This is a genomic window from Pseudoalteromonas sp. SG44-5 (genome assembly GCF_014164175.1).
Taxonomy (GTDB): Bacteria; Pseudomonadota; Gammaproteobacteria; order Enterobacterales; family Alteromonadaceae; genus Pseudoalteromonas; species Pseudoalteromonas nigrifaciens.
Genome location: NZ_JACJES010000006.1, coordinates 78,808 through 102,636 on the forward strand (window position 1 = coordinate 78,808; position 23,829 = coordinate 102,636).

At 41.1% G+C, this 23,829-nt stretch carries 21 protein-coding genes; 16 read left to right on the top strand and 5 right to left on the bottom strand.

The features are described from left to right. Positions 1-91: 91 nt before the first annotated feature. On the bottom strand, positions 92-1,171 hold the full coding sequence (locus tag H5079_RS09010; RefSeq protein WP_011329168.1) for a mechanosensitive ion channel family protein: 1,080 nt from the start codon (positions 1,169-1,171) through the stop codon (positions 92-94). Positions 1,172-1,285: 114 nt separating this feature from the next. Between H5079_RS09010 and H5079_RS09015 the strand changes: the two genes are divergently transcribed. Continuing rightward, positions 1,286-2,245, top strand: coding sequence for a YihY/virulence factor BrkB family protein (locus tag H5079_RS09015; protein ID WP_182683928.1), 960 nt, complete (start codon positions 1,286-1,288; stop codon positions 2,243-2,245). 60 nt (positions 2,246-2,305) lie between these two features. Here H5079_RS09015 and H5079_RS09020 read toward each other — a convergent pair whose 3' ends face one another. Beyond that, a complete protein-coding gene (locus tag H5079_RS09020; RefSeq protein ID WP_310736335.1) occupies positions 2,306-5,329 on the bottom strand; it encodes an EAL domain-containing protein in 3,024 nt (1,007 codons plus the stop codon). Between the two features lie 348 nt (positions 5,330-5,677). Between H5079_RS09020 and H5079_RS09025 the strand changes: the two genes are divergently transcribed. Beyond that, positions 5,678-6,520 (top strand): pirin family protein, encoded by an 843-nt coding sequence (locus H5079_RS09025; protein ID WP_086993251.1) that lies wholly within the window; start codon positions 5,678-5,680, stop codon positions 6,518-6,520. Positions 6,521-6,630: 110 nt separating this feature from the next. Here the strand turns inward: H5079_RS09025 and H5079_RS09030 are convergent, their stop codons facing one another. The 3 genes from H5079_RS09030 to H5079_RS09040 all read right to left on the bottom strand — a co-directional run bounded on the left by H5079_RS09030 (position 6,631) and on the right by H5079_RS09040 (position 7,862). Continuing rightward, positions 6,631-6,873, bottom strand: a complete 243-nt coding sequence (locus H5079_RS09030) for a hypothetical protein (RefSeq protein WP_011329164.1) — start codon at positions 6,871-6,873, stop codon at positions 6,631-6,633. 200 nt (positions 6,874-7,073) lie between these two features. Continuing rightward, the gene (locus H5079_RS09035) at positions 7,074-7,529 is read right to left on the bottom strand and encodes a hypothetical protein (RefSeq protein ID WP_182683955.1); all 456 of its coding nucleotides are present in this window, start codon (positions 7,527-7,529) and stop codon (positions 7,074-7,076) included. Between the two features lie 6 nt (positions 7,530-7,535). Further along, the gene (locus tag H5079_RS09040; RefSeq protein ID WP_011329162.1) at positions 7,536-7,862 is read right to left on the bottom strand and encodes a hypothetical protein; all 327 of its coding nucleotides are present in this window, start codon (positions 7,860-7,862) and stop codon (positions 7,536-7,538) included. A 493-nt stretch (positions 7,863-8,355) separates the two neighbouring features. Here H5079_RS09040 and mraZ point away from each other — a divergent pair, with 493 nt between their 5' ends. From mraZ to ftsA, 14 genes are read left to right on the top strand one after another with little or no spacing between them, the layout of a single operon-like run. Next, positions 8,356-8,814, top strand: a complete 459-nt coding sequence (gene mraZ, locus H5079_RS09045) for a division/cell wall cluster transcriptional repressor MraZ (protein ID WP_011329161.1) — start codon at positions 8,356-8,358, stop codon at positions 8,812-8,814. A 28-nt stretch (positions 8,815-8,842) separates the two neighbouring features. Beyond that, complete coding sequence (gene rsmH, locus H5079_RS09050) at positions 8,843-9,781, top strand: 16S rRNA (cytosine(1402)-N(4))-methyltransferase RsmH (protein WP_089368734.1); 939 nt, start codon at positions 8,843-8,845, stop codon at positions 9,779-9,781. After that, the gene (gene ftsL, locus H5079_RS09055; protein ID WP_086993255.1) at positions 9,778-10,104 is read left to right on the top strand and encodes a cell division protein FtsL; all 327 of its coding nucleotides are present in this window, start codon (positions 9,778-9,780) and stop codon (positions 10,102-10,104) included. The genes rsmH and ftsL overlap by 4 nt, the downstream gene beginning before the upstream one ends. After that, positions 10,101-11,918, top strand: coding sequence for a penicillin-binding transpeptidase domain-containing protein (locus H5079_RS09060; protein ID WP_182676487.1), 1,818 nt, complete (start codon positions 10,101-10,103; stop codon positions 11,916-11,918). Before ftsL ends, H5079_RS09060 begins: the two co-directional genes overlap by 4 nt. After that, a complete protein-coding gene (murE, locus tag H5079_RS09065) occupies positions 11,911-13,389 on the top strand; it encodes a UDP-N-acetylmuramoyl-L-alanyl-D-glutamate--2,6-diaminopimelate ligase (protein ID WP_182683929.1) in 1,479 nt (492 codons plus the stop codon). Before H5079_RS09060 ends, murE begins: the two co-directional genes overlap by 8 nt. Then, on the top strand, positions 13,386-14,768 hold the full coding sequence (gene murF, locus H5079_RS09070; RefSeq protein WP_011329156.1) for a UDP-N-acetylmuramoyl-tripeptide--D-alanyl-D-alanine ligase: 1,383 nt from the start codon (positions 13,386-13,388) through the stop codon (positions 14,766-14,768). The genes murE and murF overlap by 4 nt, the downstream gene beginning before the upstream one ends. Further along, positions 14,768-15,850: a phospho-N-acetylmuramoyl-pentapeptide-transferase gene (gene mraY, locus H5079_RS09075; RefSeq protein ID WP_011329155.1), complete on the top strand. Its 1,083-nt coding sequence runs from the start codon at positions 14,768-14,770 to the stop codon at positions 15,848-15,850. Before murF ends, mraY begins: the two co-directional genes overlap by 1 nt. After that, positions 15,851-17,191 carry a UDP-N-acetylmuramoyl-L-alanine--D-glutamate ligase gene (gene murD, locus H5079_RS09080; protein ID WP_182683930.1) on the top strand — a complete coding sequence of 447 codons (1,341 nt, stop codon included), beginning with the start codon at positions 15,851-15,853 and terminating at the stop codon, positions 17,189-17,191. Then, positions 17,188-18,363, top strand: coding sequence for a cell division protein FtsW (gene ftsW / locus H5079_RS09085; protein ID WP_041454565.1), 1,176 nt, complete (start codon positions 17,188-17,190; stop codon positions 18,361-18,363). The genes murD and ftsW overlap by 4 nt, the downstream gene beginning before the upstream one ends. Next, the gene (gene murG / locus H5079_RS09090; RefSeq protein WP_086993258.1) at positions 18,360-19,436 is read left to right on the top strand and encodes an undecaprenyldiphospho-muramoylpentapeptide beta-N-acetylglucosaminyltransferase; all 1,077 of its coding nucleotides are present in this window, start codon (positions 18,360-18,362) and stop codon (positions 19,434-19,436) included. The genes ftsW and murG overlap by 4 nt, the downstream gene beginning before the upstream one ends. Positions 19,437-19,478: 42 nt before the next feature. Beyond that, entirely contained in the window at positions 19,479-20,888 is a 1,410-nt protein-coding gene (murC, locus tag H5079_RS09095; protein ID WP_220488968.1) for a UDP-N-acetylmuramate--L-alanine ligase, read from the top strand. Then, positions 20,885-21,805, top strand: coding sequence for a D-alanine--D-alanine ligase (locus tag H5079_RS09100; protein WP_089368729.1), 921 nt, complete (start codon positions 20,885-20,887; stop codon positions 21,803-21,805). Before murC ends, H5079_RS09100 begins: the two co-directional genes overlap by 4 nt. Position 21,806: 1 nt before the next feature. Next, the gene (locus H5079_RS09105; protein WP_089368728.1) at positions 21,807-22,586 is read left to right on the top strand and encodes a cell division protein FtsQ/DivIB; all 780 of its coding nucleotides are present in this window, start codon (positions 21,807-21,809) and stop codon (positions 22,584-22,586) included. Beyond that, positions 22,583-23,815: a cell division protein FtsA gene (ftsA, locus tag H5079_RS09110; protein ID WP_011329148.1), complete on the top strand. Its 1,233-nt coding sequence runs from the start codon at positions 22,583-22,585 to the stop codon at positions 23,813-23,815. Before H5079_RS09105 ends, ftsA begins: the two co-directional genes overlap by 4 nt. Positions 23,816-23,829: the final 14 nt, after the last annotated feature.

Consider the following 23,829-nt stretch of genomic DNA (forward strand, 5'->3'; position numbering starts at 1 on the left):
AGTGCAAACTGCGGGCTTTTTTGTGTCTAAAATAAAAGTAGGCTCGATATAACCTGATACGACCTTATAAAACTAGCTCCCTGATTTTTAACTAGATAATATTTTTACCTTGCTCGGGATCGCGGGATTGATCTGCTTGCTCGCGTATTTCATCGGTGTCGCTACTTACGTCATCTAAGTTTTTGGCTTGAGCTTGTGTTTCTGATACTTTTTTAGTTGGCGCTATAGGCTCACTTTTTTCTGGGGTTACAGCTTCAAGGTTAGGATCGCTAAGTATAATGCGTTCTCTGGCATCGTCTGGCATGCTGATGTTATGACTAGTAAATTCGTTTACTAATTCTCGCATTAGCTGTGAGGCCACTTTAGCGGTACTGAACTGCTCGCTATTAACCCAAAAAAATAACGTAAAGTTAATTGTTGATGAGCCTAGGTTTTTAATTAATACCTGCGCAGGTGGATCGGTTAATACTGCGTTTTGTTGGTTTGCAATTGTGAGGGCTAGGGTTTGTGCGCTGCGTATATCGTTATCATACCCTATGCCTATTTCTACTTTGCCGCGCATTTTAGGGTTGGCAGTGAGGTTTTTAATAATATTTTTGTACACAGTGGCATTAGGTATTTGAATATGGTTACCGTCGTAGTCAACTAAAGTGGTTGCGCGAGCGGTTACTTTTTTAACTATGCCGAGGCGGCCTTCTACCTCAATTACATCATCTATTTTAAAAGGGCGTTGTATGCTTAATAATAAACTAGCTATAAAATTTTCGGCAATATCTCTAAATGCAAAACCGAGAATAAGCCCTATCAAACCTGTGCCACTCATTATAGCTACGGCAAACTGTGTCAGCCCAGCTAAACGTAAAAACAAGTAAATACCCAATAGTAGGATTAAAATACTTATACTTCGCCTTATAACCAGATGAATAAGTGCACTATCGGTTAAATATTCAATAGGTTTAATTAATAGGCGTGATAACGGCCTGGCAAGGATGTAACTTATTACAACTATAATAATCCCTAAAAATAGGGTGGGTAAGGTTTGCACTACTACATGTAGGAATTGCATGCTTTGCTCTTGCAAAAACGCCCACGACAATACATCGGCTTTAATGCTTGGAGTAGCAGGGGCTGCATTAACTGCAGTTATAATGTTATTTAAAGCACTGAGCATGGGGGTTATCCGTGTTAAATCATCTTTATAAACAATAATAGCAAGTTTAATACCAAGCGCATTGGTGTTGGCAAACATTTTGCTCTCTTACTGCTATATAACAAAGGAGTTAAAATGAGCGATGTAAAACGTGGTCAAGATGCACAGCAACCAGTAAATATTCCGTTGCTTGGTTGGTGGGATATTACTAAGCGTATTTTTACTCAAATGAGTCGTGATAATTTATCGTTAGTGGCCGCTGGCGTGGCATTTTATGCGTTACTGGCTATTTTTCCAGCGCTTGCTGCACTTGTATCTATTTATGCCTATTTTGCATCACCTACAGATATAGGGGCGCATTTAAGTCAGGTAATTGAGCTGCTACCAGAGAGTACCGGAGAGTTAATTTTGTCGCAAATAGCCAGTATCGCCCAAAGCTCAAGTACTAGCTTGAGTTTGAGCGCAATTGGCACATTAATATTAACTATTTGGAGTAGTTCAAAGGGCAGCCAAGCATTAATTACAGCCTGTAATATAAGTTATCAGGAATATGAAAAACGCTCATTTTTTAAAGCACAACTTGTACGCTTTCTGTTTTCGATTGGCGCTATTGTAGTGGCTATTTTTGCGCTGTTAATTATTGGTATTTTACCGGTAGTACTTAATTTAGTGGGATTAAAAGAAAATATAGATTTACTCATCACGTTTATTTCATGGCCATTATTAGCATTTACTTTTAACTTTGCCTTAGTGCTTTTATACCGTTACGCGCCGCATCGTAAACCTGCTAAATGGCGTTGGATCACCTTAGGATCTGTTATTGCGACAATTTTATGGATAGTCGCTTCAATTGGTTTTTCATTTTATGTATCGAAATTTGCCAGTTATAACGAAACTTATGGCTCGTTAGGTGGGGTGGTTATTATGCTGATGTGGCTATATATTAGTGCTTATATTGTAATTTTAGGGGCGACAATTAATGCTGCCTCAGAGCAACAAACTGCAATAGATAGTACAATAGGCCCAGATAAAAAAAGAGGTGAGCGCGGAGCCTATGTTGCCGATCATCTTGATGTGAAAGAGCCTAATAGGTAAGTAACTTTACAAGTACTCATAATAGAGTACTTGGGTAATGTTTGGTGCCTAACGCTGTGGTTATTTTAGTGCAATGATTTGGCTTGTGGTTAGTAAGCTCATAAACTGCTCTTTAGGTAAGGGTTTTGAAAATAAATAGCCCTGCCCATAGTCGCAACCAGCTTCAAGTAACAGTTGCATTTGCTGTTTGGTTTCTATTCCTTCAGCAATTACTTTTAACCCTAACTGATGCGCCATAACGATAATGGTTTCGCACAATACCAGCTCCTGGCTACCTTTATTAATGTTATCAACAAAGCGTTTATCTATTTTAAGGTAGTCGGTATCCATTTCTTGTAAGTAAGCGAGAGAAGAGTAACCGGTGCCAAAATCATCAAGGGCTAATTGCATTCCCGACTGAACCAGTGCCTTTAAACGGCTTTGTGTTAAAGCCTCAGGGTTGACCATTAAGCCTTCTGTTATTTCAGCAACAATTGATGATGCAGGCAGGTTTGCTGCATTAAGCATAGCTCCCCACTCATCTATCCCGCTATCTGGGGTAGATAGCTGTATTGGCGATACATTAACGCTCAGCTGAAAATCATTGGTTATGTGTGCTTTTATATCATTGAGTGTTTGTAATGCTTGGGAGAAAACAAATTGCCCAAGTATATTTATTTGTCGGGTTTCCTCAGCTAACGGAATAAAGTCAGCAGGGCTTATTAAGCCTTTTTCAGGGTGACGCCAACGAATTAATCCTTCAGCTTTGTGTACGTGCAAGTCTTTTAGGCAGACGATAGGTTGATAAAACAATTCAAACTGCTCAAGCTCTATTGCTGTTCGTAATTCTTTAAGTAGCAGCATGCGCATTTGCGCTTTTTCGCGCATGTCATGGGAGAAAAATTCAAAACCATTACGGCCATTAACTTTTGCTTTATACATTGCTTGATCGGCTGCTTTGAGTATCTGCTCAGTATTTTCGCCATCATTAGGGGCTGAGGCAATACCTATACTGGCACTAATAAACAACTCTTCGTTTTCAATATAAATAGCCGATGACAAGCTAAGTAAAATATTTTCAGCTATTTGCTTTAGATGCTGTTCTTTAATTTTACTAAATACGATTACAAATTCGTCGCCGCCAATGCGGGCAACAAACTCGGCATTTTTTGCTGACTCTAAAATACGCTGCGACACAAATTTAAGTAAAGCATCACCATAATGGTGCCCTAAAGTGTCGTTAACGTCTTTAAAGTGATCTATGTCGAGCAACATAATAACCAGTTGCTCGGCATTATTTTCTACACGCGTAAAACATTCATTTAAACGTTTTTTTAACTCTAATCGATTCGGTAAGTCAGTAAGGTGATCAAAGTGAGCTTGTTTCCAAATAAGCGCATCGGCTTGTTTTTTTTCTGTTAAGTCTGTAAATATGGCTATACGACGAACCGGCATGTTATTGTCATCATACACAGTATCTATAGTTAACCATTCCACGTAAAGCTCACCATTTTTACGGCGATTAATAATTTCTCCCTGCCAACGCCCCGTGCTTGTTAGTTCTGCCCACAGAGCCTGATAAAATGTCTTATCGTGCTTGCCAGAGGACAAAACACTGATCGTTTTATTAATTACTTCTTCTTTAGAAAAAAGCGTGGTTTTACTAAAAGCAGGGTTAACATCGAATATAATGCCATTTTCATCGGTTATAGCCATTCCTTCACTACTGTTACCGTACACAAGCGCCGCTAAGTGTAGGGCTTCTTCATTTTGTTTGCGCTGGGTTATATCGCGTAGCACTACTACAAACTCATGGTTAGTTTGCATTGGGTTTATTCTGGCTTCAAAGTTTTTAATATCAGTTTGGCTTTGCAAGGTAAACTCTAAGTTACTTGAGTTATTTGAAGTTGAAGTAGGGAGGTTATTGAGAATTAGCTGTGCATTACGCTCAGTAACAAAACTAGCTAAAGTTAAGTTGTTTACCGATTGCGTAACATCAGGAATATTAAATGAGCCCCCAATATTAGAAACATCACCTTTGTTATTAATCTTTAAGTAACTATCTGGCAGTGCACTTAATAAACTGGTTAACTCATCGTGTTTATTTTTAAGGTTAGCCTCAGTAGCTAAGCGAGTTTCAGCCATTATTTTAAAGCGTTGATATAAAACCTTGAGTTCGGGGCTGTTAGGAGTGTCATTTTGCTCAGATGGCATAACGCCATTTGCTAAGCTGTCGGTTGCTTTAGTTAGATTATTAATAGGTGTAAAAATACTTACTTTTAGTAGTTTGTAGGCAATAAATGTTAGCAGTAATAAAAAGGTTATAAATACAGTTAAAGAGATTATAAAGTTATGATTTATTTGTGCTAAAACATCGGTGACGGGTAAACCAATATAAATATCTAAGTTGTTATTATGTGGATCGTTATAAAGAGTTGAGCGAGAAAAAATACGGGTAACACCTTGCTCATCTGTAATAAAATGAGAATCAGCCTGCATCGACTCCACATAATTTTGGGCAATACTATTACCTATTAAAGCAGTGTTTTTGGGGTAGTGAGCTAAAATATTAGTGTTAGAGTCAACAATGGCAACTAACGATCCATCAGGTAAGTTAATTTCATTTATTGCTGCATTCCACCAATCTAAGGCAATTACTATGACAATAACGCCTTTGGTAACCCCAGCGGTATTTTTTAACGACAGCGCAAAATTCACCGTTGTTGTTTGTAAACTTCGATCTAGCTGAAAATAGCCTACAGATAACATGTCGCTATTTAATGCATTTTTAAAATAATCTCTATCTGCAATATTTATATTTGTTACTTGCCCCGATGTGACGCAACTAACATTCCCCTGCAAGTCAATCATGCCAATATTAGCAACATTATTGTAGAGTGACTTAAATAGCTCAAAATAGTTAGGACAGGTGGTTAGCAGCTCATCATGCTTGCTTTCTTGTTGTGCGATATAGCGCGCTAAACGCTCAATATCATCAAGCATATTTTTTTGTTGTAATGAAAAACGGTTGGCAATATTGGTTGCTTGTAGCTCACTTTGCTTAATTGAATAGTTACGTTCTAGTAATAACGTAAAAATGATCACAGCGACCCCAGGAATGCTAAATAAAATAAGCAAACGGTACAGCTGATTTTTAAGTGAAGTGGTAAAAATAATAATGCCTTAATAGAGATTTACGCCAAAAATAATTGTAGCTAACTTTTTGTTTAATAACCATATAAATAATAAGGATTAAAGTGTTACTTATTAAACAAAAATCAGCTGTAATAACTACTTTAACAGCAAGTCATTTAATAATGGTTATAGCAAACTGTAATGTTTTAGAATAAAAACTAAAATTCGTTTAAAAAGAATAAATGGTACGAATTAAACATATATACGTAAATTTTCAGTGTGATTAAATAGTGTTATCTACTTTATTGGAGCAATAAAATGAAAGTAATTAAACAACTAAGTGCGCACGCAACCCAAGATGGTGATGGCGTTAATATTAGTAGAATTCCCGGTTTTGATGGCAAGCACCTAGATCCCTTTTTAATGATTGACGAACTAAAGTCAGATAATAAAAACGATTACATTGGCGGTTTTCCTGCGCATCCTCATCGTGGTATGGAAACCTTTACCTATATTATTAAAGGTGGCTTTGAACACCGTGACCAAATGGGTAATAAAAAGGCCATAAAAGCAGGCGATGTACAATGGATGAGTACAGGTAAAGGGGTAATGCATAGTGAAATGCCATTGGCAGATGCCAATGAAGGGTTACATGGTTTTCAGATATGGATCAATATGCCCAGTGCAGAAAAAATGCGCGCACCAATTTACCAAGATACAACAGCGCACCCTGCGCCAGTTGCCACCAATGATAATGGAGTAACACTTAAAGCATTGGCAGGCACATGGCAGTTTGCCGATCAGGCTTTAACATCAAGCCTACAAACGCTCGCTGCAAATGCCGCTTTAGCTGATGTAACTTTACCTGCAGGACAGCGTTTTGAGTTGCCACCACTGAGCCAGCAAAAAGTGATGCTATATATTCATACCGGTTCGTTAACTACGCAAGCAGGTAACGTTATTGCAGCAAAACAGCTGTTAATACTAGAACCAGGTAGTGACATTGACTTATATACAGAGCAAGGAGCAGGTGTGCTTATTTTAGCTGGTGATGAGCTTCAACAACCAATTGCTCACATGGGGCCATTTGTGATGACCACTGAAGCTGAAATTCAGCAAGCTATTCGTGATTATCAAAACGGTGAGTTTGGTAATATTTAGAATCGCCGATTTATGATCAATGATCAATGATCAATTAAGCCGCTTAACAAAGGCTAAAGCTATCAATTAGTGTTGCGCTATTATTTATTGCGCGGCACTGGTTTTATCCATTAAGCTAATAATCTTGCTAGCCAAGCATATTTTTTGATTAAACCAGATTTAGTACTACTAGCCTGCACAACAGCACCGGCTAAAAATGCGCTTGAAATACCAACTTTGGTAACCGCAAAGCGTTTTAATCTGTACTTAAACGCCATGTGATGTTGGCGTTTTAATTCACTTTGTAAATCCATTTGTTTACTAAGATTATTCACCGCTTTGTTTGGCGACTGAATTAAATAGTTAACCAGCATTGTTATCTCCTTGAAGGTTAAATAACCTGAATTTTGGATAATAAATCTATCTCAAACAGCTACTTTAAGCGCTAACTGCGTTGAATTTACTTGCAATAGGCCAGCTATTGACGCGTCAATTCGTCTTGTTTTCACTGAAAGTTTCTGGCTAGAAAAAATAAATTTAAACATAGCTATGATTCAATACGTTAGTAAATCTTTTAACCAGAGTTCAGGTTAAATAACTGTTTTAAGCTACGTAATGTTTTACTAAAGCCAATTTTGTTACTTAAATAAATAGCACTTTTCCAAAGCCAAATTAAGCCTATAACTTGTAGTAAAGTTGCGGTTGCTATACTTAGCCATACAGAGGCAAATAACTCATAAACTCCAAAGCCAATTGCGCCCAATAAAACAATCCACAACAAAATCAAACCGCTGGCAAAACAACCCAAAAGTATAGTAATGAGTGCAAGTGATCTGAGCGACAAATGCCACTCAGCTTTTGCTAATTGTTTGGTAAGTTTGCCTTGCGTTTTGTAGTCATCCTTTATTTGCTCAGAATAGGATAAAAGCTTAGCAATATGATCTTGCCAATCTTCCTTTTGGCTCGCGTCTTGGGCCGTTTGATTTTGAGCGTCACCATCCTTGGTCGCTGTTGTTTGTGGATTATTCATCATTGTTTACTTACGACGAAACAATGCAGTTACTAGCATACCTGCGGCAAATGCAATTCCAGCTGTTGCTAATGGGTTCTCTGCTGCAAGGGTGCGTGTTTTAGATGTATATTCACCTAGTTTTTCACGGGCAATGAGTTGCTTTTCACTCAGTGTTTCAGCAGAGCTAGTTGCCCCTTTTCTTACGCTGCTCTCTGCTACGGCTGCTTTACTAGAAAGTGCATCTACTGCGTCGTGTGCAGCCGATGTTGCTTTTTCTGTAAAGGGTGCTTCGTTAACTTCAGGTTTAGTCGCTGTAGTTGTTGATGTTTTAGTATTTGTTGCAGTAGCCATAATCAATCCTTAATAAAAATAAAGTTAAAAAAATTTATTGGTAAGTATATAGCTGCAATGATCAAACCAACTTTAAAATAACTTTAACTACATGATTTATATTAATATATGTGTTTTACGGTTGGCCAGCTTTAACTTGAGTCGTAACAATTGCCATATAATTGAGTAAATTTTACAAATGGCTAAATCATGCCTTAAAATTTGTAATTGTTCACTGGTTATTCAGTAAGCAAAAAGTGTAAACGAAAGGTTACTTAAAATGATAAGGAAAAATCTCACCACGAATTCCATTTTTTCCCACTTAATTCAATCGCTTTACGCTAAGCCTTATTTTTTCTAGCTTTGAGACGCGTTAAAGGAAGCCTGATTACTTGACAAAAAGCCTTGTCAAGCCCTAAACTGGAGCACTGTGGTAAAAAGTGGTTTATAGTGGATCAAAATGGATCGGGTTAATCAAAAGTGTTGATTAAAACAATTTTAAAGTAGGCTTTTTATGTTTCGTGGCGCAAGTTCGCTGAGTTTGGATGATAAAGGACGTTTTGCGGTACCCACTAAGTACCGAGACGATCTATTGTCTGAAGATCAGGGAACGGTTATTTGTACCGTCGCATTAAATGAGCCGTGTTTATGGTTATATCCATTGGCACAATGGCAAGAAATAGAAAGCCGCCTAGCAAAAATATCTAATATGAACCCACGAGCCCGTCGTATGCAGCGCATGTTGCTGGGTAATGCTACTGAATATCAACTTGATAAAAATGGCCGGATTTTGCTAGCGCCTTCGTTGCGCGCCCATGCAGATCTTGGCAAAAAAATCATGCTAGTTGGTTTAATGAATAAATTTGAAATATGGGATGAAGCGCGTTGGCATCAGCAAATGCGCCAAGATACAGAGCTTGAAAGGCTTGGTGATTTTGAACCACACCCAGATTTAGATAATTTCACACTCTAACGGCACAATAAAAGGCAAACAATAGCTAATGACAGCACAATTTGAACACGTATCCGTGCTTATGGACGAAACCATAGATGCACTTGCAATTAAGCCAGACGGTATATACATGGATGGCACTTTTGGACGTGGCGGTCATTCAGGTCAAATATTAGCGCGCCTTGGTAGTGAAGGTCGCCTACAGGCCATAGATCAAGATCCACAAGCAATTAAATCGGCTGAAAAATTTGCAGATGATCCACGCTTTGCAATTGCTCATACACGCTTTTCAAACCTATACGATGTGGCTGAGCAGAACGATCTGATTGGCAAAGTTGATGGCATTTTACTTGATATTGGCGTGTCGTCGCCACAGCTTGACGATGCACTGCGTGGCTTTAGCTTTATGAAAGATGGCCCGCTGGATATGCGCATGGATCCAACCACAGGGCGCAGTGCTGCACAGTGGCTGGCCGAAGCTGAACTTGACGATATTACCCATGTTATTAAAAAACTAGGTGAAGAAAAGTTTGGTAAGCGCATTGCGCACAAAGTGCTGGAAGTTCGCGAACATACGCCAATTACCACCACTAAGCAGCTTGCCGACTTGGTAGATGAAGCGGTACCGGTTAAAGATAAATTTAAACACCCAGCTACACGAACTTTTCAGGCTATTCGCATTTATATAAATAGTGAATTAGAAGAAATTCAAACAGCATTACAATCTGCGATTAAAGTTCTTAAGCCAGGTGGTCGCTTAGTTGTTATTTCGTTCCACTCTTTAGAGGATCGTATTGTAAAACAATTTATTAGAAAGCAAAGCCGTGGCGAGACGCTACCTCGAGGTTTACCTTTAACTGACGCACAAATAAATCAAAATTTGACATTAAAAGCTGTGGGTAAAGCCATTAAGCCAAGCGCTGCAGAAGTAGAGCGTAACCCACGTTCACGTAGCTCTGTACTTAGGATTGCGCAGAGGCTGGGATGAGGAAAAAAGCGAGCTATCGTCAACCTAATTTATTTTTTGAAATAATTAAAGGCCTAGGTGCTAATAAGCTTACCTCGGCCTTATTGGTTGTGATACTCGCTTCTAGTTTAACTTTGGTGCAAATAACGCACCTTGCGCGAGGGCAACTTATCGAGCAAGACTCGTTACTGCAACAACGCGACGAATTAGATTTAGAGTGGCGTTACTTATTAGTAGAAGAAGAGTTTTACTCTCAGCATGCACGCATTGAAGAAGTTGCTATATCGCAGTTAAAAATGAAACGGCCAACCAGCCAAGATGAGCAGGTGATAATACTACAATGAGAACTCGCGGCAAAAAACCGGTTAATAATTTAATCACATGGCGCTTTACTTTAGTTTGCGCAGTGGTGTTTTTAGTGTTTGTAACACTGGTAGCCCGTGCTGCTTATTTGCAAATATTAGAACCAGATAAAGCCCGCTCAGAAAGCGATAAGCGTACGGTGCGAGTTGAAAAACTGCATGTACAACGAGGCATGATATTTGACCGCAATGGTAAAGAATTAGCGGTAAGTGTACCTGTAGTGAGTGTGTATGCAGACCCCAAAGCACTGCACAAATCATTGGTATCTAAAGTACTAAGGCAAGCACGTAAAAATGGTGAAGATCACCAAGCATTAGCAGAAAATGCTGCTGAGCTAGATAAGCGTACTGCACTTTATTATAAAAACGATTTGCGCTGGCGTGAGCTTGCCGATGTTTTACGTTTAGAACCTAAAAAAATAAACTCACGCTTGCTAAACGATCCAACGCGCCGCTTTGTATATTTAAAGCGTCAAGTAACCCCCGCAGTGGCAAATTACATTGGTGATTTACGCCTACCAGGCATTCATTTACTCGACGAGTCAAAACGCTATTATCCCGCAGGCGAAGTAACTGCGCATATTATTGGCTTCACAAATATTGATGGTAAGGGTATTGAAGGCATAGAAAAGCTTTACGAAAATGCCCTTACAGGTGAAGAAGGCCGTCGTACAATTCGTAAAGACGCCCAAGGCCGTGAAGTTGCAGTACTTGACGAGCGAGAGCGTGTAGAGCCCGAAAGCATTCACTTAAGTATTGATCAGCGCATTCAAGGTATTGCTTACAAAGCGCTAAAATCGGCAGTGCTTACTTATAAAGCCACATCTGGCTCTGCCATGGTGGTAGATGTTAAAACCGGCGAAGTATTGGCTATGGTAAATAGCCCATCGTTTAATCCTAATAATTTAAATGACGCTGCCCCGCATAAGCGCCGTAACCGTGCTATTACAGATTTGTTTGAACCAGGTTCAACCGTTAAGCCTCTAGCCATTTTAGCTGGGCTAGACTACGGCGCAATTAAGGCCGATGACACCATTGACACCTACCCAGGTTGGATGCGATTAGGCGGCAGCTTAGTACAAGATACCCGTAACCACGGTGAGATGACGCTGCGCGAAATTTTAAAATATTCCTCAAATATGGGCGTTGCTAAAGTAACTCAGTTGGTACCCAAAGATTATTTAGTGGGATTATTTCAAAAGGTAGGATTTGGATCGGATTCTGGCACCGGTATGGTGGGTGAAAGCAGTGGGTTGTTTTATCCAAATCGCCGTTGGTCTGACTTCGAAATTGCTACATTATCATTTGGTTATGCTATTGCGGTAAGTACCGCGCAAATGGCACGTTTTTACACCATGTTAGGCGCAGGCGGAATTAATCGGCCATTAACCATTTTAAAGCAAGATGACATCCCTGAGGGGGAGCGTGTTTTTAAACAAAAAGACGTAGAAGCGGTTGTACACATGATGGAAAGTGTATTTGAAAAAGACGGTACAGCGCGCAGAATTAACGTAGATGGTTATCGCGCTGCTGGTAAAACAGGTACTTCTAAAAAAGCAGCTGTTGGTGGCTACGGTGACGAATATGTAGGCTACTTTGCCGGTATTGCACCTGCAAGTAATCCTAGATTAGCAGTGGTAGTGATGATTAACGAACCCGGCGGCGATGTGTACTATGGAGGTGCCACTGCTGGCCCTGCATTTGCAGAAATCGTCTCTAACGCATTAAGAATATTAAACGTAGCGCCCGATAAGGAAGAGGTAGCGTACGTAAAAGGTAAAGAGAACGATGCGTGATTTAAAAGCAATTTTAAAATATATAGAGATAGATGCCCCCTCGCAGCAGGTAGGGCACCTACGCCTTGATAGCCGGGAAGTAACGCCCTGTGATGTATTTGTGGCAATTAAAGGTCATCAATTAGATGGCGGACAATTTATTGCGAAGGCAATTGAAAATGGCGCGGTTGCAATTATTGCCGACAGATTATGCGAATTTGAAACTAGTTTTGAGCCACTTTACTTAGTGTCAGAGCTGACTAAAAAGCTCCCTGAGCTGGCGAGTCGCTTTTACCAGCAGCCAAGCCACATGCTTGATTTAATTGGTGTGACAGGTACAAACGGTAAATCGACCACCACGGCTATGATCGCTCATTTAGCGCAGTTTTGTAACAGCCAGTCGGCCATTATTGGCACCTTAGGCTATGGTCATCCAGATAATCTAACACCACTAATAAATACCACGCCATCGTCGGTTGATTTACAACGAATTTTAAATGATTTAAAGCAGCAAAATACCAAGCTAGTGGCGATGGAAGTGTCATCCCACGGATTAGTACAGCAGCGGGTTGCACAGTGTCAATTTAAAGCGGCGGTATTTACTAATTTATCGCGCGATCACCTCGACTACCATGGTGACATGGCGCGTTATGGTGATGCTAAGCTAATGTTGTTTAAAGACTTTGAGCCTGAACTTGTGGTTCTTAATCAAGATGATGGACAAACAGAACAGTGGCTCGAAAAATACAGCTTTAACAGTTTAGTGTGTTACGGGCGAAAAAACTTACCACCTAAAAATGCACAGTTTGTGTACTTTTCAGACGTTACTTATTCAGCGCAAGGCATAGCAGCACAATTAACTACAAGCTGGGGCGATATTGCTATAAAGTCGCCGTTATTTGGCGAATTTAATTTATATAATTTAACTGCGGCACTTGCAACTTTATTGGGGCTAGGTTATCCGCTAGCACAATTAATTGCAGGCTGTGCGCAATTGCAACCGGTAGCCGGACGCATGCAAGCATTTAGCGCCAAAGGCAAGCCAACCTGTATTGTTGATTACGCTCACACACCCGAGGCGCTTGCGCTTGCGCTGCAAGCATTACAGCAGCATGTACCTGGTGGAGTAAGTTGTGTATTTGGTTGTGGTGGCGACCGCGATAAAGGCAAGCGGGCATTAATGGCACAAGCGGCAGAGCAAAATGCGGATAAGGTTATTATTACCAGTGATAATCCACGTTCAGAAAATCCTGACGCCATTATTGCCGATGTAGCACAAGGTTTAGCGCAGCCAACAAAAGCTTATTTAGAGGCCGATAGAGCAACAGCTATTAGTTACGCTATAAGCAATGCCAAAGCAGACGAGGTTATTCTTATTGCTGGTAAAGGCCATGAAGACTATCAAATAATAGGTGATCAGCGCATCGATTTTTGCGATCGCCGTTACGTACAACAACAACTAAAAAAAGCAGTAAGAGGGACTCAAGCATGATCCCGATGGATTTTGATTGGCTAGCTAACGTGCTGGCAACCGATTATCAAGGTGATAATCAACCAGTGCTAAATATAAATACAGATACTCGCAGCATTTGCAGTGGTGAAGTGTTTTTAGCACTAAAAGGGCCAAATTTTGATGGTCATAAATTTATTGCCCAAGCAAAACAAAATGGCGCGATTGGCGTTATTGTGCAGCACAAAGTTGATGTTGATATTCCACAGTTTATAGTTGCCGATACCCGTTTAGCATTGGGAATTATAGGCGGCGCAGTAATGGCGCAAGTAGCCCCTAAAACTATTGCCATTACTGGCAGCGTTGGCAAAACCACTGTAAAAGAAATGTGCGCTGCAATTTTATCTGTGCATGGTGATGTACTAGCCACTAAAGGTAATTTTAATAACGATATTGGCGTACCGCTAACCTTGTTACGCTTAGAGCCGCAACACCGTTTTGCCGTTATAGAGTTGGGTGCAAATCATTTAGGTGAAATTGCTTATACCACCGCTATGACCAAACCCGATGTTGCTGTGGTATGTAATGTAGCCGCCGCTCACTTAGAAGGTTTTGGCAGCTTAATGGGTGTGGCTAAAGCCAAAGGCGAAATTTTTGATGGGCTTAAAGATGATGGCGTTGCCATTGTTAATTGCGACAGTGAGTTTAGCCAATATTGGCTAGATAAACTCGATGGCCGTAAAGTAACGCGTTTTTCGAGCAGTGAAAAACTCGATATTTGGGCTGAAAATATTAGCCTAGATGAAAATGCTCGCGCTAGCTTTACCCTATGCACTAAAAACGCACAAATACCGGTTAAGCTTGCGCTACCAGGTAAGCATAATATTAGTAATGCACTTATTGCAGCAGCACTAACCAGTGAGTTTGATGTCACCCTTGAGGATATAGCCAATGCGCTGGCAACCATGGGAGATGTAAAAGGCCGCGTTAATTTAATTAATGTTTCAGACTTATTAACTGTGGTTGATGATACCTATAACGCCAATGTTAAATCGGTTAAAGCCGCCATTGATTTACTAAGTGACATGCAAGGGCATCGTATTTTAGCACTGGGCGACATGGGTGAACTTGGCGAAGAAGCACGTCAATATCATCAAGAAGTAGGCGAATATGCATTAGAGCAAGGCATCAATGAGCTGTTTACTTTAGGTGTATTAAGTCGCTATGCCAGTGATGTGTATGGCCTGCCAAATAGGCACTTTTCAAACCGTGAGCAAATGCTGCAACAAATTCAAACAAGTATTAAAAAAGTAGATAAAAAAACCACCATAGTCGTGAAGGGATCACGCAGTTCTCGCATGGAGCTTTTAGTAACCGATTTAGTTAATGGCCAGCAACAAGCCATCAATGGAGTATTTTAATGTTAGTTTGGCTGGCAGAGTATTTAACCCAATATTACACGGGCTTTAATGTTTTTTCGTACTTAACCCTACGTGCGATTTTAGGGATTTTAACCGCATTAATGATGTCGCTTTATTTAGGGCCTAAGTTAATTCGCGCTTTGCAACGTATGCAAATAGGGCAAACAGTGCGCGATGACGGTCCACAATCGCATTTATCAAAATCGGGAACACCTACTATGGGTGGCTTACTGATTTTAGCGGCTATTTTTACCAGTACCTTATTATGGGCCGATTTATCAAATAAATATGTTTGGGCAACGTTATTTGTTATTGGCTCGTTAGGAGTGGTTGGCTTTGTGGATGACTACCGAAAAGTTATTCGTAAAGACCCTAAAGGTTTAATTGCTAAGTGGAAGTATTTTTGGCAATCAGTTATAGCCTTAGTTGTTGCTTGTGCATTATTTTTTACCAGCACTCAAGCCAATGAAACTTCGTTAGTTGTACCATTTTTTAAAGATGTATTACCGCAACTAGGCTTGTTTTACATTGTTATTACCTACTTTGCGTTAGTAGGAACATCAAACGCGGTAAACCTTACCGATGGACTTGATGGCCTTGCCATAGTACCCACTATTTTAGTGGCAGCAGCACTGGCAATTATTGCTTACTTAACTGGTAATGTGAATTTTTCGAATTACTTACATATTCCATATTTACCGCTGGCCAGTGAGCTTGTTGTGGTATGTACCGCAATAGTAGGCGCAGGGCTGGGCTTTTTATGGTTTAACACTTACCCAGCGCAAGTATTTATGGGCGATGTAGGCTCATTAGCATTAGGCGGTGCATTGGGTATTATTGCCGTATTAGTTCGCCAAGAGTTACTGCTTATTATTATGGGGGGGGTATTTGTAATGGAAGCCTTGTCGGTTATTTTACAAGTAGGCTCGTATAAATTACGCGGGCAACGAATTTTTAGAATGGCGCCTATCCATCATCATTACGAATTAAAAGGTTGGCCAGAGCCGCGGGTTATTGTGCGCTTTTGGATTATTTCAATCGTGCTAGTGTTAGCTGGCCTTGCGACGTTAAAGATTCGATAAATGCGATACTTAAGTGAGATAAAAAACAAACAAATAACAGTGCTCGGACTCGGTGTAACCGGTCTGGGCATTGTGCGTTTTTTAGTGTCTCAGGGTTTAACACCAACCGTGGTTGATAGCCGAATAAACCCACCGGGAATTGATTGGCTAAAACAAAATACGCCAACCTTAACTACCCGTTTTGGTGATTTGGACAGTGCCGATCTTTGCGCCAGCGATATGATCATTATTAGCCCAGGCCTTAGCTTAACAATTCCAGCAATTGCTAAAGCTATAAACGCAGGCGTTGAAGTGATTGGTGATGTTGAGTTGTTTGCCCGCATCAATACTAAACCTGTGGTTGCTGTTACGGGATCTAATGGTAAATCCACAGTAGTCACACTGGCGCAGCAGGTATTACTTGCTGCTGGCTATAAAGCAGCATTAGGTGGCAACATTGGCACCGCAGTGCTTGATTTACTACAAAGTGATTTAAGTAACAACGACGTTGATGTGTACGTATTGGAGTTGTCTAGTTTTCAGCTAGATACCACAACAAGTTTACAGCCAATTAGCGCCACCGTGCTGAATGTTTCAGAGGATCACCTCGATCGTTACGCCAGTTATCAAGCTTATATAGATTCCAAGCTGAGTATTTATAATAACGCAGCTTTAGTGATAACCAATGCAGACGACGAAGCCACGCATAGTAAAGCAAAATCCCAATTAAGTTTTGGTGCTAACCAGGGCGATTACAGCCTAGGCGAATATCAGCAACAAACATATTTTATGCAGGCTAACAAAGCCTTTTTACCAGTAACTAGCTTGGCAGTAGTAGGCAAGCACAATTTTTTAAATGCTCTTGCGGTAATGGCGCTACTTAGCCCGTTTAATATTAGTAAAACACAATACAGTACAGCATTTAGCCAATTCAATGGCCTTGCACACCGCTGTCAGTTTGTTGCTGAACGTGCTGGAGTTAAATACTTTAATGACTCTAAAGCCACTAATGTGGGGGCTACTATTGCTGCAATAGATAGCCTTGCAACTAATGGTCAACAATTAATAGTTATTGCTGGTGGGGATGCAAAAGGGGCCGATTTAAACGCCCTTACACCTTACTTACAGCAGCATGTTAAAGCGCTAATTTGCTTTGGAAAAGATGCCAAAGATTTAATGGCATTAACCAATAAAAGCCATTTAACCAATAATATGAGCGAAGCGGTAACACTGGCTAAGCAATTAAGCGAGCCCGGTAATATTGTGTTACTTGCCCCAGCTTGTGCCAGTATTGATATGTACAATAACTACATGCAACGCGGCGATGACTTTATACAATGTGTTATGGCGGAACAGCCATGATGGCCTTTGCCGATATTAAAGAAGCACTAACGCCCAAGCCTTCGGCGCAGCTCTACGATGTACCATTATTGTATTGCATGCTGATGTTAATGGGGGTGGGTTTTGTCATGGTTACCAGTGCATCTATGCCTACAGCAGACAGATTATTTGGTAATATTTATCATTTTACTATTCGGCACGGTATATTTTTAGCTTTGTCGTTTTGTTTATTTTGGATCACCACTTCAGTGCCTATGAGCTGGTGGAAAAAAGCGAATCCGTACTTGTTGTTAGTGGGTTTAGGCTTATTACTTATAGTGCTTATTGTTGGCCGAGAAGTAAACGGTTCAACTCGTTGGATACCCATAGGGCCGTTTAACATTCAGGCATCTGAGCTGGCTAAGCTATTCTTTTTTAGTTATATATCAGGTTATTTGGTGCGTAAACGTAGCGAAGTCCAAGAAAACATAAAAGGTTTTATTAAGCCAATACTAGTATTTGCGGCTTATGCAGGATTAATTTTAATGCAGCCTGACTTAGGTACTGTGGTCGTTATGTTTGTAACTACCGTGGGTTTATTGTTTTTAGCTGGAGCCAAACTTTGGCAGTTTTTTGTATTAATTCTAACCGGTGTTGCCTTGGTTATCGGGCTAATAGTGCTAGAACCATACCGTATGGCGCGGGTTATTGGCTTTTTAGAACCGTGGGACGATCCATTTGGCAAAGGGTATCAGTTAGTGCAATCGTTAATGGCTTACAGTCAAGGTGATTGGTTTGGCCAAGGCCTAGGTAACAGCGTACAAAAGCTACAATACTTACCCGAGGCGCATACCGATTTTATTTTTGCGGTAATAGCCGAAGAGCTTGGTTTTGTTGGTGTATCGAGCATATTAATAGTATTAGGCACCTTAGTGTTTAGAGCCTTACTAATTGGCCAAAATGCGCTTAAAAATGGTAAAGAATACGAAGGCTATTTAGCGTTGGCAATAGGTATTTGGTTTGCTTTTCAAACCATGGTGAACGTAGGCGCAAGTGCGGGTATTTTACCTACTAAAGGGTTAACACTGCCGTTTATTTCTTACGGTGGGTCGAGTTTACTCATGATGACAATTGCTGCTGGTATTTTATTACGTGTTGATTTTGAAACTAAAATGGCGACCAAACAAGCCACGTCAGGTGGAGCTAAGCGATGAGTAAAAAGTGTGTTGTAGTTGCCGGTGGTACTGGCGGACATATATTTCCGGGTATTGCTGTGGCCGACTACTTAAAGCAGCAAGGCTGGCAAGTAAGTTGGATAGGCACTCCCGATAGAATGGAAGCAACGGTTGTTCCTAAGCATAATATTGATATCAATTTTATTAATGTAAAAGGCGTACGTGGTAACGGAATAAAGCGTCTTATTAAAGCCCCATTCATGGTGCTTAATGCAATATTACAAGCGCGTAAAGTATTGAAAAGCGAAAAGCCCGATGTGGTACTCGCTATGGGCGGTTATGTAACTGGCCCAACAGGTATTGCAGCTAAAAGTTTAGGTATTCCGCTGGTGATCCATGAGCAAAATGCCATTGCCGGTATGAGCAATAAGTGGCTTGCTAAGTTTGCTAATCGGGTATTGGCGGCTTTTCCAAGTGCATTTGCTACAGGGCAAGCCGAGTTAGTTGGTAATCCAGTGCGAGAAAGCGTGGCAAATATTGCAGTGCGAGAAGTATCAAGCCCAATTAATATTTTAGTGGTAGGCGGCTCATTAGGAGCGCAAGTACTTAATACAACTTTGCCTGCTGCGTTTGCAGAGCTGGGTAATACCAATGCTATAAGTGTTTGGCACCAAACGGGTAAAGGGCACTTAGGCAGTGTTGAAGCTGCTTATAAGTCGCATAAATTTAGCACTGAAAATACAAAAGTAGCTGAATTTATAGATGATATAGACACAGCTTACGGCTGGGCTGATATTGTTATTTGCCGCTCGGGCGCGCTCACTGTGAGTGAAATTGCCGCTGCTGGTAAAATGGCAGTGTTTGTTCCTTTTCCGCATGCGGTGGACGACCATCAAACAGCTAACGCACAGTATTTAGTTGTGGCAAATGGTGCATTACTAATGCCACAAGGGCAGTTTAATCAACAATCAATTGTTGCGCTTTTAAGCCCATATTTAGCTAAACCTTCATTAATTAAAGAAATGGCGGCAAATGCAAAACAGCAAGCCATTTTAGATGCCACAGCAAGCGTAGCTATGCACTGTGAGCAAGTAACCAATAAGAGAGCATAAGTGAAACAAACGTCAATAAGAGAGCAATATACACGACCAGCAATGCGTCGCATTGAAACCATCCACTTTGTTGGTATTGGCGGCGCAGGCATGGGCGGCATTGCCGAAGTACTCGCGTTTGAAGGTTATAGGATTACCGGTTCAGACATTGCGCACAGCGCTATGACAGACAGGTTAATTAAAGCCGGTGCAGAGGTGTTTATTGGGCATCACGAAAATAACGTAAAAGATGCCAATGTAGTGGTTGTTTCCAGTGCTATTGATGAAACAAATCCAGAAATTATAGCCGCAAAGGTCGCAAGAGTACCTGTGGTACGCCGCGCCGAAATGCTCGCTGAGCTAATGCGCTTTCGCCACGGTATAGCTATTGCGGGTACACACGGTAAAACTACAACAACCAGTTTAATTGCCAGTATTTATGCACAAGCTGGCCTTGATCCAACATTTATAATTGGTGGCTTGTTAAATAGTGCCGGCAGCAATGCAAAAGTAGGTAAAAGCGACTTTTTAATCGCCGAAGCGGATGAAAGCGATGCCTCATTTTTACACTTACAGCCAATGGTATCGGTGATCACTAATATTGAAGAAGATCACATGGAAACCTATGGCGGCAGCCTAGAAAAAATGAAAGACACTTATGTGGACTTTATTCATAACCTGCCGTTTTATGGCTTAGCTGTAGTGTGTATTGACTCTGAAGTCGCGAGCGAGCTTATACCGCGTTTTGGTCGCCCAGTGATTACTTATGGCGAGTCGAGCGATGCGGATTATCGCATGAGCGACTTTAGCCAGTCGGCAAACACGTGCAAGTTTACGGTAACCAATAAACAAGGCGAGAGCTTAACCGCAACGCTAAATATGCCAGGCAAGCATAATGCACTTAATGCCACTGCAGCTATAGCGGTAGCAAAAGATCAAAATATTGCTAATTTCGCTATTTTAGAAGCATTGCAAAAATTTGAAGGTATTGGCCGACGTTTTCAGCACTACGGTGAATTTGAAAACGAACGTGGCAGCGTAATGTTAGTTGACGATTATGGGCATCATCCGTCAGAAGTGGCCGCCACTATTACCGCTGCTCGTGAAGGCTGGCCAGATAAGCGTTTAGTTATGGTGTATCAACCTCATCGCTTTACTCGTACTCGCGACTTGTACGAGGATTTTGTAAAGGTATTAGCCGAGGTTGATCAGTTGTTACTACTCGATGTATACAGTGCTGGCGAAGAGCCAATTGTAGGCGCAGATAGTAAAAGCTTATGCCGTAGTTTACGCCAGCGCGGTAAAGAGCCCCGCCACGTAGCTAATAGCGCAGAGTTGGCAAGCGTATTAGCTGATTGCTTACAAAATAACGATTTAGTATTAACCCAAGGGGCTGGCAACATAGGGCAATTAGTAAAAACCTTAGCCGCTACGGGTATGTCGATAGAAAAACTTAAACAAGGTGAAGTATGACACAGTTAAATACGCAGTTTGGTAAAGTAGCGGTGCTGTTAGGGGGTAACTCAGCAGAGCGTGAAGTGTCATTAAGATCAGGACAAGCGGTATTAAATGCATTGCAAAATCATGGCATAAACGCCATTGCCTTTGACCCAAAAGAGCGCCCGTTATGGGAGCTAAATGAGTTAGCAATTGATAGAGTGTTCATTGCACTGCATGGTCGTGGTGGCGAAGACGGTACAGTGCAAGGTGCGCTTGAATTTATGAACCTGCCGTATACTGGCAGTAACGTACTAGGCTCAGCGCTGGCTATGGATAAAGTGCGTTGTAAGCATTTATTTAAATCGGCAGGGTTAAGTACCGCTCCTTATACCGTGGTTGATGCCAAAAAAGGCTTTGATGCAGCGGCAATAATGCAGCAATTTAAAAAAGTGATGGTAAAGCCGTCACACGAAGGCTCAAGTATTGGTATGGCACAAGCAAGCACGCCACAAGAGCTTGAAGATGCACTGAGTAATGCGTTTAAGTTTGATAGCCAAGTGCTAGTTGAACAGTGGATCAGTGGCCGCGAATTTACCATAACGGTATTAGGCGATGAAGTGTTGCCAGTAATCGAAATGACAACCCCCAATGGTTTTTATGATTACCAAGCTAAATATCAGGCAACCACCACGCAGTATCATTGCCCGGCAGATTTATCGCCTGCAGATACCGAGCATTTACAAGCAATGGCACTCGATGCATTTGATTTAGTAGGTGCTAGCGGCTGGGGACGCGTAGATGCAATGCAAGATCAGCAAGGTGATTTTTACTTATTAGAAGTAAATACAGTACCCGGTATGACCGAAAAGTCGCTTGTACCTATGGCGGCAAAAGCACATGGTGCAAGTTTTGAGCAATTAGTTGTTCGCATTTTGGAGCAAACACTTTAATATGCATCCCCTTTTAGAAAAAACGCTACAAATCAAACAGCAACTTAACTGGTCGCTAATTTTTGGGGTGAGTTTTTTTCTAGCTGTGGTAATCGGCTTAGTGCAAATTACTACAGGTGTATCGGATTGGTTGGTAGAAAATAAAGATGCCCAAATTAAACACTTAATGGTGCAGGGTAATCCTAAATATACCGACGAAATCGCTATTATTAGGGCGATTAAAAAAGCAGATTTAACTAGCTTTTTTGACCTTAATGTAAAGCATGTACAGCAATTGGTACAAGATTTACCTTGGGTGGCAAGTGTATCGGTGCGTAAACAATGGCCCGACACACTGCAAGTTTATGTAGTTGAGCACCGCGCTGTTGCGCATTGGAATAGTGACTTGTTACTTAATCAAAACGGCGATGCATTTGAAGCTAAAAGTAATAAGTTAAGTAAAAACTTACCTCAACTATATGGCCCAGAGGGCAGTGAGCAAGAAGCATGGATTGCGTTTCAGCAATTTGACGAAATGCTAAAAGTAAACGCATTAACGTTAAAAAGTTTAGCGTTATCGGAGCGTTTCTCATGGCAGTTGTGGCTAGATAATGGAGTGCGCTTAAATTTAGGGCGCAAAGACAAAGCTAAGCGTGTACAGCGTTTTATAGACGTTTATCCACGCATGGAAAAGCGTGCAGATGCTCAAATAGATGCAATCGATTTACGCTACGATACTGGCCTTGCAGTCAGCTTTAAGCCATTGCAAGAAGAACAATTACAAAATAAGAGTAAGGCATGACTAAGTCAGCAGAAAGAAACCTAGTGATTGGATTAGACGTTGGCACCTCAAAAGTGATTGCAACGGTAGGTGAAATCACCGCAGACAACAAACTCAGTATTGTTGGTGTAGGCACGCAAATATCCCGAGGTATGGATAAAGGCGGCGTAAACGATTTAAACTTAGTATCTGAGTCTATTCGCCGAGCCATAGACGAAGCCGAATTGATGGCTGATTGTCGTATTAGCTCAGTGTACCTTGGTATCTCTGGCAAGCATATACAATGCCAAAACGAAAGCGGTGTAGTAGCAATTAACAACACCGAAGTAACCGATGAAGACATTGAAAATGTGATTCATATTGCCCGCTCAGTGCCTATTTCAGCAGAGCGTAAAATGCTACATGCGTTACCACAAGAATACAGTATCGACATGCAAGAGGGGATTAAAAATCCACTCGGTATGAGCGGCGTACGTATGGAAGCACGTGCTCACATTATTACGTGCTCAAACGATATGGCAAAAAATATCGAAAAATGTGTACAGCGTTGTGGGCTTGAAGTTGACCAGCTTATTTTTACTGCACTTGCCTCATGTTACTCGGTACTGACCGATGATGAAAAAGAGCTGGGAGTAGCAGTACTTGATATTGGTGGTGGCACTATGGATATCACTATATACATTAATGGTGCACTGCGTCACTCAGCGGTTATTCCGGTGGCGGGTAACCAAGTAACTGGCGATATAGCAAAAATATTTCGCACACCTATATCACATGCAGAGGCACTCAAAGTACAATACGCCTGTGCTAGTAGCCAAATGGCCAGTAATGAAGACACCATAGAAGTACCGAGTGTAGGCGGACGCCCAGCTAGATTAATGTCGCGTCATACATTATCGGAAGTGGTAGAGCCAAGATTTAGAGAATTATTTGAATTAGCGATGGAAGAAATTCGTCGCTCAGGGTTAGAAGACCAAATTGCAGCAGGTCTCGTTATCACAGGCGGAACTGCTAAAATGGCCGGCGCAATGGAAGTAGCAGAAGATATTTTCCAAATGCCGGTAAGAATAGGCAAACCAATTGGGATAGTTGGTTTGACAGACTATGTGGACGATCCTTCGTACGCAACCGCTGTTGGTTTGTTACAATACGGGCGTACCATGCAATCAATGAATGCACAAAAGTTGAAAGCAGAAGGGAATAATAATTTATGGAGCCGCATTACTAAGTGGTTCCAAGGCGAGTTTTAGTACTCAAGTCGGAG

Coding starts and splice junctions, on each gene's coding strand:
- H5079_RS09010 (WP_011329168.1), bottom strand. CDS start 1,171: ATGCTCAGTGCTTTAAATAACATTATAACTGCAGTTAATGCAGCCCCT.
- H5079_RS09015 (WP_182683928.1), top strand. CDS start 1,286: ATGAGCGATGTAAAACGTGGTCAAGATGCACAGCAACCAGTAAATATT.
- H5079_RS09025 (WP_086993251.1), top strand. CDS start 5,678: ATGAAAGTAATTAAACAACTAAGTGCGCACGCAACCCAAGATGGTGAT.
- H5079_RS09030 (WP_011329164.1), bottom strand. CDS start 6,873: ATGCTGGTTAACTATTTAATTCAGTCGCCAAACAAAGCGGTGAATAAT.
- H5079_RS09035 (WP_182683955.1), bottom strand. CDS start 7,529: ATGAATAATCCACAAACAACAGCGACCAAGGATGGTGACGCTCAAAAT.
- H5079_RS09040 (WP_011329162.1), bottom strand. CDS start 7,862: ATGGCTACTGCAACAAATACTAAAACATCAACAACTACAGCGACTAAA.
- mraZ (WP_011329161.1), top strand. CDS start 8,356: ATGTTTCGTGGCGCAAGTTCGCTGAGTTTGGATGATAAAGGACGTTTT.
- rsmH (WP_089368734.1), top strand. CDS start 8,843: ATGACAGCACAATTTGAACACGTATCCGTGCTTATGGACGAAACCATA.
- ftsL (WP_086993255.1), top strand. CDS start 9,778: ATGAGGAAAAAAGCGAGCTATCGTCAACCTAATTTATTTTTTGAAATA.
- H5079_RS09060 (WP_182676487.1), top strand. CDS start 10,101: ATGAGAACTCGCGGCAAAAAACCGGTTAATAATTTAATCACATGGCGC.
- murE (WP_182683929.1), top strand. CDS start 11,911: ATGCGTGATTTAAAAGCAATTTTAAAATATATAGAGATAGATGCCCCC.
- murF (WP_011329156.1), top strand. CDS start 13,386: ATGATCCCGATGGATTTTGATTGGCTAGCTAACGTGCTGGCAACCGAT.
- mraY (WP_011329155.1), top strand. CDS start 14,768: ATGTTAGTTTGGCTGGCAGAGTATTTAACCCAATATTACACGGGCTTT.
- murD (WP_182683930.1), top strand. CDS start 15,851: ATGCGATACTTAAGTGAGATAAAAAACAAACAAATAACAGTGCTCGGA.
- ftsW (WP_041454565.1), top strand. CDS start 17,188: ATGATGGCCTTTGCCGATATTAAAGAAGCACTAACGCCCAAGCCTTCG.
- murG (WP_086993258.1), top strand. CDS start 18,360: ATGAGTAAAAAGTGTGTTGTAGTTGCCGGTGGTACTGGCGGACATATA.
- murC (WP_220488968.1), top strand. CDS start 19,479: ATGCGTCGCATTGAAACCATCCACTTTGTTGGTATTGGCGGCGCAGGC.
- H5079_RS09100 (WP_089368729.1), top strand. CDS start 20,885: ATGACACAGTTAAATACGCAGTTTGGTAAAGTAGCGGTGCTGTTAGGG.
- H5079_RS09105 (WP_089368728.1), top strand. CDS start 21,807: ATGCATCCCCTTTTAGAAAAAACGCTACAAATCAAACAGCAACTTAAC.
- ftsA (WP_011329148.1), top strand. CDS start 22,583: ATGACTAAGTCAGCAGAAAGAAACCTAGTGATTGGATTAGACGTTGGC.